Source organism: Azospirillum sp. TSO35-2, from assembly GCF_003116095.1.
In the GTDB taxonomy this organism is placed as follows: Bacteria; Pseudomonadota; Alphaproteobacteria; order Azospirillales; family Azospirillaceae; genus Azospirillum.
In genome coordinates this window covers 58,665-70,552 of the sequence record NZ_LGRA01000001.1, presented here as the reverse complement: position 1 = coordinate 70,552, position 11,888 = coordinate 58,665, and the positions used below count along the sequence as shown (strand labels likewise).

General features: G+C 64.9%; 17 protein-coding genes. 10 read left to right on the top strand and 7 right to left on the bottom strand.

Annotated features, from left to right (window positions below; genetic code table 11):
• Positions 1 to 159: 159 nt before the first annotated feature.
• Positions 160 to 1,437, top strand: coding sequence for a tyrosine-type recombinase/integrase (locus TSO352_RS00325; RefSeq protein WP_158284484.1), 1,278 nt, complete (start codon positions 160 to 162; stop codon positions 1,435 to 1,437).
• A gap of 49 nt (positions 1,438 to 1,486) precedes the next feature.
• Here TSO352_RS00325 and TSO352_RS00320 read toward each other — a convergent pair whose 3' ends face one another.
• Positions 1,487 to 1,684, bottom strand: a complete 198-nt coding sequence (locus tag TSO352_RS00320; RefSeq protein WP_109105413.1) for a hypothetical protein — start codon at positions 1,682 to 1,684, stop codon at positions 1,487 to 1,489.
• A gap of 125 nt (positions 1,685 to 1,809) precedes the next feature.
• On the bottom strand, positions 1,810 to 2,130 hold the full coding sequence (locus tag TSO352_RS00315; RefSeq protein WP_109105412.1) for a hypothetical protein: 321 nt from the start codon (positions 2,128 to 2,130) through the stop codon (positions 1,810 to 1,812).
• Between the two features lie 199 nt (positions 2,131 to 2,329).
• Here TSO352_RS00315 and TSO352_RS32795 point away from each other — a divergent pair, with 199 nt between their 5' ends.
• The gene (locus TSO352_RS32795) at positions 2,330 to 2,635 is read left to right on the top strand and encodes a hypothetical protein (RefSeq protein ID WP_146210673.1); all 306 of its coding nucleotides are present in this window, start codon (positions 2,330 to 2,332) and stop codon (positions 2,633 to 2,635) included.
• An 80-nt stretch (positions 2,636 to 2,715) separates the two neighbouring features.
• Here TSO352_RS32795 and TSO352_RS00310 read toward each other — a convergent pair whose 3' ends face one another.
• Positions 2,716 to 3,303 carry an exopolysaccharide biosynthesis protein gene (locus TSO352_RS00310; protein WP_247871802.1) on the bottom strand — a complete coding sequence of 196 codons (588 nt, stop codon included), beginning with the start codon at positions 3,301 to 3,303 and terminating at the stop codon, positions 2,716 to 2,718.
• Between the two features lie 43 nt (positions 3,304 to 3,346).
• Positions 3,347 to 4,501, bottom strand: a complete 1,155-nt coding sequence (locus tag TSO352_RS00305) for a histidine kinase dimerization/phosphoacceptor domain -containing protein (protein ID WP_109105410.1) — start codon at positions 4,499 to 4,501, stop codon at positions 3,347 to 3,349.
• A gap of 389 nt (positions 4,502 to 4,890) precedes the next feature.
• On the opposite strand from TSO352_RS00305, the gene TSO352_RS00300 reads away from it, so the two are divergent.
• The 6 genes from TSO352_RS00300 to TSO352_RS00275 all read left to right on the top strand — a co-directional run bounded on the left by TSO352_RS00300 (position 4,891) and on the right by TSO352_RS00275 (position 7,981).
• Entirely contained in the window at positions 4,891 to 5,412 is a 522-nt protein-coding gene (locus TSO352_RS00300) for a hypothetical protein (RefSeq protein ID WP_109105409.1), read from the top strand.
• A 79-nt stretch (positions 5,413 to 5,491) separates the two neighbouring features.
• Positions 5,492 to 5,890, top strand: coding sequence for a YsnF/AvaK domain-containing protein (locus tag TSO352_RS00295; RefSeq protein ID WP_109105408.1), 399 nt, complete (start codon positions 5,492 to 5,494; stop codon positions 5,888 to 5,890).
• A 54-nt stretch (positions 5,891 to 5,944) separates the two neighbouring features.
• Complete coding sequence (locus tag TSO352_RS00290; RefSeq protein WP_109105472.1) at positions 5,945 to 6,673, top strand: YsnF/AvaK domain-containing protein; 729 nt, start codon at positions 5,945 to 5,947, stop codon at positions 6,671 to 6,673.
• Positions 6,674 to 7,066: 393 nt separating this feature from the next.
• The gene (locus tag TSO352_RS00285; RefSeq protein WP_199231441.1) at positions 7,067 to 7,390 is read left to right on the top strand and encodes a hypothetical protein; all 324 of its coding nucleotides are present in this window, start codon (positions 7,067 to 7,069) and stop codon (positions 7,388 to 7,390) included.
• Complete coding sequence (locus TSO352_RS00280; protein WP_109105407.1) at positions 7,387 to 7,629, top strand: hypothetical protein; 243 nt, start codon at positions 7,387 to 7,389, stop codon at positions 7,627 to 7,629. Before TSO352_RS00285 ends, TSO352_RS00280 begins: the two co-directional genes overlap by 4 nt.
• 4 nt (positions 7,630 to 7,633) lie before the next feature.
• Positions 7,634 to 7,981, top strand: a complete 348-nt coding sequence (locus TSO352_RS00275) for a hypothetical protein (protein WP_109105406.1) — start codon at positions 7,634 to 7,636, stop codon at positions 7,979 to 7,981.
• A 38-nt stretch (positions 7,982 to 8,019) separates the two neighbouring features.
• Here the strand turns inward: TSO352_RS00275 and TSO352_RS00270 are convergent, their stop codons facing one another.
• Together TSO352_RS00270 and TSO352_RS00265 are read right to left on the bottom strand one after the other, a co-directional pair.
• A complete protein-coding gene (locus TSO352_RS00270) occupies positions 8,020 to 8,829 on the bottom strand; it encodes a transglutaminase family protein (RefSeq protein WP_109105405.1) in 810 nt (269 codons plus the stop codon).
• Between the two features lie 141 nt (positions 8,830 to 8,970).
• The gene (locus tag TSO352_RS00265; protein WP_109105404.1) at positions 8,971 to 9,351 is read right to left on the bottom strand and encodes a response regulator; all 381 of its coding nucleotides are present in this window, start codon (positions 9,349 to 9,351) and stop codon (positions 8,971 to 8,973) included.
• A 445-nt stretch (positions 9,352 to 9,796) separates the two neighbouring features.
• Here TSO352_RS00265 and TSO352_RS32790 point away from each other — a divergent pair, with 445 nt between their 5' ends.
• Positions 9,797 to 10,126, top strand: coding sequence for a hypothetical protein (locus tag TSO352_RS32790; protein ID WP_146210672.1), 330 nt, complete (start codon positions 9,797 to 9,799; stop codon positions 10,124 to 10,126).
• Between the two features lie 159 nt (positions 10,127 to 10,285).
• Here the strand turns inward: TSO352_RS32790 and TSO352_RS00260 are convergent, their stop codons facing one another.
• Positions 10,286 to 10,498 carry a hypothetical protein gene (locus TSO352_RS00260; RefSeq protein ID WP_109105403.1) on the bottom strand — a complete coding sequence of 71 codons (213 nt, stop codon included), beginning with the start codon at positions 10,496 to 10,498 and terminating at the stop codon, positions 10,286 to 10,288.
• Between the two features lie 171 nt (positions 10,499 to 10,669).
• Between TSO352_RS00260 and TSO352_RS00255 the strand changes: the two genes are divergently transcribed.
• Entirely contained in the window at positions 10,670 to 11,875 is a 1,206-nt protein-coding gene (locus TSO352_RS00255) for a tyrosine-type recombinase/integrase (protein ID WP_109105402.1), read from the top strand.
• Positions 11,876 to 11,888 lie beyond the last annotated feature (13 nt).

The following is an 11,888-nucleotide window of genomic DNA, read 5'->3' as shown; positions in this document are numbered from 1 at the left end:
CACTATCCGGTGGAACCTCAGGCGTGGCGACGCTAGAATGGCGCCATGCTCCCAGACCGCACGCCGACGGCCCCGGACGCCGCCATTCCCTTCGCTCTGGTCCCAACCCTGACGTCCGCCGAGGTCGAGCGCTTGCGCACGGTTTTCTCCGCGCGCTCCATGGCTGCGCCCACCCGGCGCGCCCTGCTCGGTGACGGTCGCCTGTTCGTGAGCTGGTGCGGGCAGACCAAGCGCCAAGCGATGCCGGCCAGCCGCGAGACGGTGGACGCTTTCCTCGCGGCGGCTGCCGCAAACGGCCGCTCCCCCGCCACCTTGCGGCGTTACCGCAGCTCGCTCGCCTGGTGGCACGCCGCTGGCGGCTTCGCCAACCCGTGCGCCGGGTCGGCCGTGGCGGTGCCGGTGCCCAAGCCCGCTCTTGCCGACGCCGCCATGGCAGCGCTGCACAGCTTCATGGACGTCGCCCAGCGCGGCTATGCCAAGGCCACTCTGCGCGCCACCGAGGCCGACGTTCGGCTGTTCGCCGGCTGGTGCGGGCAGCAGGGGCTGTCCTGGCTGCCAGCCGAGCCAGCAACGGTCGGGCACTACATCCGGGATCTCGGCAGCTCCCGCAAGCCAGCGACCATCGCGCGCTATCTCGCGTCGATCAGCCTGATCCACCGCGCCGCCGGGCACACCGACCCGTGCCGGCACTGGAGCGTGACGCTGGAGCGGCGCGGGCACGCGCGCGCGGTCGGCTCCGAGCGGCGGCAGGCGGCGGCGCTGACCGACGCCGTTCTGGCCCCGATCCTCGACCGCCTCGATCCGGCCCAGCCCGACCGGCCGAAGCCGCTGAAGCCGATCGATCTCCGCGACCGGGCGCTGTTGCTGGTCGGTCGTGACACCCTGGCCCGCGCCGACGAGCTGGTGGCTCTGCGCTGGGCCGATCTGCACCCGGTCGATCCTGCCTTGAACCCGGATGCGCATCCGGGCGAGGCGACCATCCGAATCCGCCACTCCAAAACCGACCAGGAGGGGCAGGGCGCTGAGGCTTGGCTATCGGCTGAGGCCGTGGCGGCACTCACCGCTTGGCGGGCAGTGGCGCCGCGGTGGCCCACCGAGCCGGGAGGGGAGGGGTCACTCACCAGGGAAGGGACTTTCCTGTTCTGCCACCTGTCGCGCAGCGGCGTCGGCGAACGGATGAGCCCGGCGGCGGTGCGCCGCGTGGTGGAGCGGCGCACCGGCGAAGCGGACCCGCTTGCCGTCGGCTTCAGCGGACATTCCCTGCGCGTCGGCGCCGCCCAGGACTTGCTGGCCGCCGGCGTCGACCTGCCCGGGCTGATGCAGGCGGGACGCTGGTCCTCGCCGGTGATGCCAGCCCGTTACACCGAGCGCCTGCGGGCGACGCGCGGGGCGGTGGCGCGGGTCCGGCGAGGAAAGGATGGGAGGAATCCGCCGTAACGGCCTGGGATCATTGGCGATCGGACTTGAAATTCGATTGAACAGCGCTTCACTCCCTGGTGTGCTTCTGCGGCTGCGCACCACCGTCGTCGTCCCAGCCACGAAGCCGGGCACCACGCTCCAGCCGGCGTTGCCGCTCATCGGCAATGCTCACGGCAACCGGGACCGCCGAAGCGGTCTGAATGAACATCTTCCCGCGCAGAAAATGGACCGACGACGGGCGCTTGCTTGGGTGGGTGGCTTGCATGACGGCTTCTCCTCTCCGGTGCGGTCCAGTAGGAACTGGACTGACTGCACCGCTCTTGTGTGTTCCTCGCCGTGACAGTCATCCCGGTATGAGGGTGAAGTCACCCGACCGGTCCTGACCCGGTTTCACCGGCCCTGCGAACCATGCCCCTGCGAACCGTACTGGGGTTCCGTTTCCGCGGATGCCAGGATCCTGTCCAGTTCATCCGGGTCGATGAGCGCTGTCTGCGCCATACCCAACCCTCCATTGGAGCGTCCATCGGCATGCGGCAGATGGATCCAGGTCGCAGTACGGCGGTACACCGGGAAAGAGAGCGAGTCGATCAGCTCCTCGTCGGTTTCCACGACGTAGCTCCCCGCCGGCTGCACTCCGTCCATGCCGTTCAATTCGAAGGAATGGGTGAACGTCACGGTCCTGGTGGTTGTGCGGGTGAATGCGGTGCTCATCGAAAGATGCTCCCGTGCGTGTCCGGCGGTTTCTGAAGATGCTCTCCAGGTCAGGTCGCCGGTTGGACGAATGACTTGGTAATCGCATTTTGATGGTGAGGGAGGTGCCCGTTCGAATTGACGGGCTTGCGGCGGATGGCGTCCTGCAGGTGCTCTCCGGGTGGTCGAGTGCAGCCGTCGTCTTTGCAGGACGTTCATCTTGCAGCAGACACGCTATCCGCTGAAGCTCGAGAACGCCAACCCTGCAAGAAAGCCGACTGACATGCCAAGTGTCAGATTGGCCATACTTTTCCACTTCGGCGCGGACAAAGCCCAGGCTGCACGCTCTGAAGCAGACCACTCTGATAGCGTCGTATTTCCGAATGTCATCGCAACCTCCTGTTCCGAGCTTCATAATGAATATGGTGGCTATAATTTATATCACAATGATAGACTTCAGATATTTACATCTAAACTTATTTGGCAGGAAATCCAGCGCGCTTCGTTTGTCTTAATTTCTATATGATTTTATTGTCTCAATGTGGAGCGCGTTCCTCCCCCCACTCCATCTGGGCAGGTCGCGGCGACGCCGTTGCGATGCCCGGCTCAAGAAGCCATGAACCGGACCGCCTTGACCGATTGCCAGATGGTGAAAGTCGCAACGAAGAGGACGGCGGCAGCAGCCGCCAGGGACAACGCCAGCAACACCCCGTCCTCTTCGAGATAAGCCAGGGCGATCAGCATGATCGTCACGGCCGGCACGATGTTGCTCAGGGGAATCGGGACGAAGAAGACGCTTGTCAATGCGAGAACGACCAGCCCGACCACGCGCGTTGTCGCGTCGAACGGCGTCTTCCAGCGCGGGTGTATGACCGTCTCCATCCGCCTCAACACCGGCACGGCACGATCGACCAGCCGGACCAGGCGCTGTGTCGAAAAGCGCCGGGACGTGATCATCAGGGGAAAAACCGGACTCTCGCGCGCCAGGATCATCTGGAGAGCGGGAATGGTCAGCAGCAGTCCGACGACCGGCGATGTTCCCGGCGCCAGCCCGATCAGCGCCAGCAGCAGCAGAACGATGCCGAAGGAGCGTTTGTGGAGTTTTTCCAGCAGCCATCCGAACGTCACGCAATCCGCCGGCGCCTCGGCCAGCAAGCCGCGCAGAACCTCGGATGTCGGAATATGCAGCGTCATGGCCCCCTTGCTCCGGCCGTTTGGCATCGTCGCTATCGAGCGGTCATGCGGGGATTGACACCGTGACGGTGGTGCCCTTGTCGGACCTGACGGTCACACTGGCTTCGATCTGTTCGGCCAGCAACTCCATCAGGGTGAGGCCGAGCGAACCTGCGCGTCGCTCGTCGGGCATGCCGACGCCATCGTCACCGATGGTCATGCACAGAAGGCTGCGTGACGTGTGGCGGAATGAGACGGCGACGCGGCCGGAGCGTCCATCCGGAAAGGCGTATTTCAGCGCGTTGATCATCGCCTCGTTGGCGATCAGGGCGAGCGGGATGGCCTGATCCGGCTTCAGAAACGCTTCGTCGGCATCGATATCCAGGACCACCCGCAAGCCGTGCGCGGCCCCAAAGGACGCCAGCAGGTCGCGGCACAGCATCCCCAGATATCCACCGAACTCGATCTCCTGCAGCCCCTGCGCCCGGTAGAGCTTCTCGTGGATCTCGGTCATGCGGTCCAGTCGTTCCACGGCGCTGTGCAGCGCCTCCTGGACGGCCGGTTCCTGGCTCTGGGCGATGCTCATTTGGATGCGTAGGAAGGACGAGGCCATCTGCAAGGTGTTCTTGACCCGGTGGTTCACCTCCCGCATCAGGTCGTCCTTGTCGCGCAGCAGCATATCCTTGTCGTGAAGCGTGTTGCGCAGCACCCGCTCCACGTCGACGCGGCGCTCGACTTCACTGGCGAGCTGGCGGTTGAGTTCGTCCAGCCGCTCGGTGCGCAGCGAGACGCGGCGGTCGAGATCCTCGTTGAGCTGCCGCAATTCATCTTCCGCCGTCTTGCGCTCGGTGATGTCGACAAAGGACGCGAAGTGGTAGCGGATGCGGTCCTCCTCGAAGACGGGGGCGACATGCTGGAGCATCCACAGCCGCTTTCCGTCCTTCCGGTAGAGTTGCACCGGGCGCACGATGGCCTCCCCGGCGCGCACGGTCAGGTCGATGGCACGTGCCACCTCCGGGTCGGTGTCGACGCCTGACAGGAGGTGATAGTTCCTGCCAAGGATCTCCTCGCGCGCATAGCCGCTCAGCTTGATGAACGCGGCATTGACGAAGACGATCGGCACATCCGGCAGGGTCGGATCGGCGATCAGCATCGGCATCAGGGTGGATTCCGCAGCCACCACGAAGGGACCGCCACGCGCCTCCTCCGCCTTGACCATCTGCTCGGCGTCCTTCTGGTCGCGGGGATTAGCGGGCATGCAACGCTCCCTGCTCTGGCCATTTCTCTTGAAAAGATACAGGCGCGGCTCGCCGGCACCTTATGTGAAAAAGTAGCGTCGCCATTTCATCGCCTCCGGGCACTTCAAAGCAGATATATCAGTTATTCAGGAAACAATATCTTCACTCCAAGAGAATGGAGAAAATCGTTCCCTATGATTTCAAATCACCTCTCTTTTTATCATGCGATTTATAGTGGGGATTTTCTAATTATATTTCCTAAGCGGTTGATTTTTTGCAGCGCAACATAATATTTGTCTAAGTCATTCAGGTTGAGCCCGGCGCTCCCTGCCAGCACCCGACCACCATCCCGAACAGTCATGGAGACGATATGGACGACGGCACGCACCCGACTCCCACCACCCGCCCCACCATTCACAGCGCCAGCGACGAGGCCGCGGCAAGTGCCGAGGCATCCAAGAGGCCCAACATCCGCCCCAGCATCCGCAGCGCCAGTGAAGAGCATGCACCGAAAGCCGGCGCAGCGGCAGCGCAGGCCTCCCGCAGCGTCGGCCAGCAGCCGAGGCCCTGGCCGCCGAAGCTGCCCGGCGCCGGCAACATGGGTGGTCTTCCGGAAGCCGGGCGGGCGACGGAATCCGGCAATGCTCTGGCAGCGGGTTATGGAGGGGTCTTCTCGGAGGCCGTCACCTTCATGAACCAGGCGGTCGACCGCCAGAACGAGATGATGAGCAGCATGCTCCGGGCTCACGGTCCGCAGGACATCATGATGGCGGGCAGCCGCTATCTGCTCGGCGGCTGGCTGGCCTTCTTCGAGGTCAATGTCCGCATTTCCCAGGCTGCATCCCGCTTTGCGGAAGACGCCAAGTACAACCCGGCCCGGCCCGGCCTCTGACACCGTTGGAATCCAGCAGCCTCTTTCCAGCTTCCTGGTCCCGCGGAACCGCGGCACCAGAACCGCAGGAGGACCTCCGTTGACCAGTTCGGAAAACGGGCCGCAGACGCTTCTCGCCGTCGAAGAGCGGATGAGCGTGCACAAGCGCACGCAGGTGACCGGAGCGGTTCACGCCCGCACCCTCAGCCACGAACACGAGCAGCCTGTCGAAGCCGACCTGTCGGTGGAGACGCTTGAGGTCGAGCGGGTCGCTGTCGGTCGCTTCGTCGATGGCCCGATCCCCGACCGCCAGGACGGCGACACCACCGTCATCTCGGTGATCGAGGAGGTGGCGGTCGTGGAGGTCCGCCTGAAGCTGGTGGAAGAGGTCCGGATCACCCGCCGCACCACGAGCCGCAAGATGATCGACCACGTCACGGTGCGCCGTCAGGAGGTGGTCGTCGACCAGGACCCGCCACCGGACGCTCCCGCGGCCTGAGCGGCCGGAATGCCTGAACATCCCAGAACATCTGAAATCCATTTGGAGAGCATCATGAGCACGATCGTCGTTGGACTTTACAAGGAAACCGGTTCCGCCAAGAAGGCCTTCCAGGCCCTGATCGCGGCGGGCTGCCAGGAAACGGACATCGAAACCTTCGGCGGCGCCGACAGCGCCGACAAGGCCGCCCAGGGCCTGCTGGGGCACGGCTTCGAGAAGGACCTGGCCGAGCAGTATGGCGCGGCCGTCCGCCAGGGCCACACCCTGGTCGCGGCCGACATCGCCGACCAGGACGCCGACGCGGCGGAAGCCATCCTCAATGAAAACGGGTCCGTTGACCTGCCCGAGGCTCCGGCGGTGCAGAAGGCAGGCAATGGCGGCACCGTCGAGCAGGAAACCCTCCAGTCGGTGAAGGAGGAGGTCGAGATCGGCAAGCGCCGGGTCGCCAAGGGCGGGATGAAGCTCACCTCGCAAGTCAGCGAGACGCCGGTCCGGGAAACCGTGACGCTGCGCGACGAGGCGGTGGACGTGGAGCATCGCACGGTCGACCGCCCCCTGAGCGCAGACGAGGAGAAGGCCGCCTTCGATGACAAGACCATCGAGCTGACGGCGACCTCCGAAATGCCGGAGATCACCAAGGAGGCCCGCGTCGTCGAGGAGGTCGTGCTGTCCAAGACGGCGTCCGAACAGGAAAAGACCGTGGAGGCCGTCGCCCGCCGCACCGATGTCAAGGTGGAGCCGGTCGCCGGCACGTCGGGCGGCAAGCCCGGCAACAAGCGCTGATTTGAAAAACGCGTGAAAAGGGCGGACCTGAACCGCCCATAAGGACGACAAGACAGCTGCTGCCTCGACCGCAACCATCCCGGCTGTGGCCGAGGCGAAGGTTGAGCTGCCCAAGGCCTCCAGAGGAACGCTGGTTTTTGCAAGTTCCGGAAAGATACTGGATGACGGGGCCGGTGCGACCCGCTCTTGCAGATCATCAGATCCCCAGGAGCTATCCTTAATATTAATTGAACATACATTGCTCAATCACCAGTTAGGTTCTTCTGAGGCCACTCCAGGCTCTCTCTTTCTGCTGATGATTTCAGGTCTGAAGCTCGTCCTGGCGTGACTCGATCCAGACGGCATGATCGCTGCCGCCATTGCCGGCAGACCGGCCCCGATCGGAGAGCACCCATGGATGCCAGGACAAGGCTCGCCTTCTTCATCTTGAAAACGCATTCCGGTTGGATCATCTGGGCGGACGGCTTCGTCTATCCGCCCTGCATCGACCAGGCCGATGCGCTCGACAGAGCCATTCGCGAAGCCAGAGCAGCAGAACGCCTCGGCTTCGCCAGTGTCGTGCTGGCACAATCGGCGACGGGGGAACCCTGTTCTGTCCGGTGGTCCTGTGCCGGCGCCACCGGAGTTCCAAGGGCAGCTACCGAAACTCCGCATTCGGCAATTCCGCCGATGGCGGGCATCCCGCTATTCGCACACCGATCGGAGGAACGCCCATGACCACCCTGTTCCACTCCATCGACGGGCGATACCCCCACGGCGCCGACCTGCTGCGCGAACAGCTGCGCTGGGGGGACGCCGAACGCCGTTGGCATCCGGCACCCCACAACGATCCATCCGACCGGCTGCCCCCTGGCTACCCACCGCCGGGCCACGCCAGTCTGATGCAGGGCGCCCTGCTGACCCGTCTCACCACAGCCTGTGCCGCGGTCGGCACGACCGCCACGAAGAAAGGGTGACCCCATGAGCCTTTCGGCCCATTACATCGTGTCATGCCAAACGGATGGCTGGTTCATCATGCTTGAAGGGGAGCGCTACGGCCCCTTCCTCGACGGTCAGGTCGGCGCCCTCATCGCCGCCGTGCAGGCCGCCAACCATGCCGGAAAGGACGGCCACGACGCCCGCGTGCTGCTGCACGCGAAGGACGGAGGCGTCTCCACCGCCTGGATCTTCGGCACCGACAGCTACCCGTCGCCCTGGGTGGAGGAACTGCATCGGATCGCCTTGCTGCCGCGCCGGGAGCGGGCCCACGCCTCTGTCCCTCCGGGGCCCTCGATGACGCTGGATGCTGCGGTCGCCGGTCAGGCGTGACCGGACGGCGATGCCCCACGGGCGGGGTGGGTGGGGAATCAGGCGGTCACCTCGTCGGTCCAGACCTGGAACTCCGTCAGCATGTTGGGGCCGAAGGTGTGGGTGAGCGGCACGTCGGCCGCATCGCGTCCCTGCGCGATCAGGATGCGCCCGATCCGGGGAGCGTTGTTCCGCGGGTCGAAGACATGCCAGCGGCCGCCCAGATACACCTCCATCCAGGCCGCGAAATCCATCGGCGCATAAGGCGGCGGCAGACCGATGTCGCTGATGTAGCCGGTGCAGTAACGCGCGGGAATGTTCATCGCGCGGCAGAAGGCGATGGCGAGATGGGCATAGTCGCGGCAGACCCCGCGCTTCTCGGCATAGGTCTGGGCTGCGGTCCGCGTCGGGCGCGAATGCTCGTAGCCGAAGGTCACATGGCTGTGGACGAAGTCGCAGATCGCCTGAACCCGCGGCCAGCCCGGCGCGGTGCCTGAGAACAGCCGCCACGCCTCGTCCGACAGGACATCCGTCTCGCAATAGCGGCTGCCCAGCAGGAACAGCAGGGTGTCGGCCGGCAATTCGTCGACACGGTGCTGCACGGCGCCGGGCTCGGCCGGGTCGGGCGCTCCGCTGTCCCGGATGATGCTGTCGGTTCCGATGGTGACCGGGCCGGCGGGCGCCACCAGCCGGCTGCACCAGTTGCCGAAACTGTCGCGGTAGCCCTGGATTGGCACCGGAACGCTGGTGACGATATGGTCGGGACGCTCCAGGTCGCCGACGCGCGAGTAATGCACGTTCAGCATCACGATCATCGGCGTGGGGGCGGGAAAGCTGAAGTTCAGCTGGTAACCCAGACGTATGAGCATGAGGAGCCTCCGATGAAAAGACGTGCCGGTGACACACCGGTGCGTATCGGCGCCGACCGGAGTCTGGAGGGAATTGGTGCAGGAACCCGGCTTCATGAGGGCGGACGTCCGGCCCCGGGTCATCACGCGGTTCCTGTTTTTTCATCGATCAGCTGTTGTCTCCTGGCGGGGCAGGAGAGCTCTGACGTGATGAACCAATGCGGAAAGACTGTAAGGCTTGCGCAGGACGATCAGCCGTCCCGGCACCTCCTGCGGAATATATTCGCTGTAGCCGGTCATGATGATGACCGGCAACTCGGCATTCCGACGCCGGATCATTCGGATCAGAGTCTCGCCGCCCATGACAGGCATCCGCATGTCGGTCAACAGAAGGGCAGCAGGATCCTTTTCGTCAACCTCCAGCGCCTGCACCCCATTTTGAGTGAGGGTGACCCGGTAGCCTTCAGCCTCGAGGAGCTCTGCCAATGCGGTCGCCGTAAGATTTTCATCTTCAGCGATGAGGAGATGAGGATGGGTGAGCATACCTTGATACCAACACACCTGGAATTATTTGGATAGCCATCAATCTTCATGTGCTGATCTCAGAGCCGAAGCCTGCATGGTTTTTTTGCTCCAAGAGCGCTTTATTTCAGGGGCAATGGCGACAGCGTTGCCTCGATGCGACCGGCGTGAAGCGCCCATTTCAAACGACCTGTGTAAAACCGTCCGACGGCAGGCCGTCAGCGCATCGCAGACACTCCCTGTGTGCTGGGCTGACCACCGCCACAAAGGTCAAGGAGTGCACCGTTTCCGGTCCAGGAAATGGCCAAAGATGGATGCACCGCGGTGCAAGCCCCTTCCACGTAACGACGCTTCCTTACGCTTCGGAAGACGTATCGCACATGATTTCCATCAATTGGACGGAAATCGCTCCATCATCACATCGGAACGCCTGAAACAATAACCGCTATGGATCGGCTTGGACCTAATGCCGGAGAAACCGCTCATCTGCCGATTTTCAGTGAAACTCAACGGAGAGCTCAATACGGTCACGGTCTCTGTTCATCTCGACGTTCCTACATTCGTCAGATTTGAGATGAATGTTCCATCAGGCGTTTGCCCGTCCATGGTTGTTGCCGTGTGGAGCGACGGGCAATGGAATGTCTTCGAGGGTGATCAAAGTGCCGACCCACGGCACCTGCTGGCCATCACCCTGACCTTCGGCACAATGACCTTTGGTCCTCGTGGCAGTGATTGGCTGCTTGTTCGGGATCTCCTGATCAACCTCACCCAATCGGCTGTGGTTCATTACCGCTGACGGGCGCTGGTGGCGATACCAAGACTGCACACCTCGAGCATCAGGCTCATGAACTCGTGGATCGTCGGTTTGCAATTGAAGGATTTCCCCAAAAAATTCTTTTCTTTACAATGGCTTATGATTAAAATTCGATCGGTTCTCCTGACCAAGGCAATTATTTTAACGCCCAAATCTTGCAAAGAAAGTTCTCAGTAGAAAGCGACAGCGGCCCTGGATGTCGGCGATGTCGGCGACCGCCTCGACCCGCGACCGGTGCAGCCACGCCGCCAGGACCGGGGTGCCGGCGGTTGCCTGGGCCAGCCGCCCGACGGCCCCGGCGGCCCGCTCCAGGGGGCCGAGCAGGGGCAGCGGGTCGAAGGGGCGCGGGTGCATGCCGTGTTCTCTATCAAAGAGTTATCCCGCTTTGATAGCCTGACGACCGGAACCCGTCCACTATTCCCGATACGCGATACCCTGATCTGGTGATAATTCACGCTATCGCCAGATATCGGGGCTGGCGATATCCTGGTGAGGCTCCATGCTCCACCCCGCACGGCCCGCCGCATGACCGTTCCGCCCCGTCTCCCCGTCCTTCCCGGCACCACAGACGCCGCAGCCCTCGACGCCGTGCTCCTGCCGCATGCGCCGGTCAGCCTGGCGGTGGCGCGGCGGCTGGTGCCCTGGTGGCGGGCGCTTCAGCGCAACGCGCCGGCCAACACCGTGCGCGCCCTGTGGTCCGATGCCCGGCACTACATCCGCTGGTGCGGGACCCACGGGCGGGTGGCGGTGCCGGCGGGGCCGGAGACGGTGATCGCCTATCTGACGGCCCTCGCCACCGACGGCGGGCGGGACCAGCAGCCGGCCGCCTACGGCACGGTGGCGCGGCGCAAGTCCACCATCGCCGCCCTGCACGAGGCCGCCGGTCTGCCCGACCCGTGCCGGGACCGGCTGGTGCGGCTGGAGATGACCGGGCTCGCCGCCCGTCTCGGCCGCCGACCGGCCCAGGCGGTGGGGCTGCGCCGCGACGACGTGCAGGAGATCCTCGCCGCCCTCGACCGTGAGGAGAAGCCGGCCGCGGTGCGCGACGCGGCGCTGATCGCCGTCGGCTACGACACGCTGCGCCGCCGGGCCGAGCTGGTGCGGCTGACCGTCGCCGATGTCCAGGCCGAACGCGACGGCAGCGGCCGGCTGTTCGTCGCCCGCTCCAAGACCGACCAGGGCGGGCAGGGCCGCTGGTGCTGGCTGGGGGCCGACAGCATGGTCCGGCTGCAGCGGTGGCTGCGGCTGCGTGCCCGCCTGCTCGACGACGCCCTGGCCGAGGGGGAGCGGCTGATGCGCCGCTGCGGCTCCGGCGATGCGGCCCGGCGCGACCGGCTGGAGCGCCGGCAGGCGCGGCTGGAGTCCGGCCGCCCCCTGCTGTGGCTGCAGATCGGCGCCGATCGGCTGACCCGGGCGACCGGGGCCGTGCTGGGGCCGCTGGCGGTGGCGGGGCCGGATCCCGGCAAGCGGGTGGGCGAGATCTTCAAGGCGCGGGCCGGGGCGGTGGGGCTGGAGGGAACCGGTGTGCCGGGCGAAGGAGCGGTGTCGGGCCACAGCCTGCGGGTCGGCGCCGCCCAGGACCTGCTCGCCGCCGGCTTCGGCCTGCCGGCGATCCAGCAGGCCGGCGACTGGACCTCCCCCACCATGCCCGCCCGCTACGGCGAACGCATCGCCGTCGGCACGGGAGCCATGGCGCAACTGGCCGAAAAGCAGGGGCGCGGCCAGGGATGAGGCAGGGTTTCGC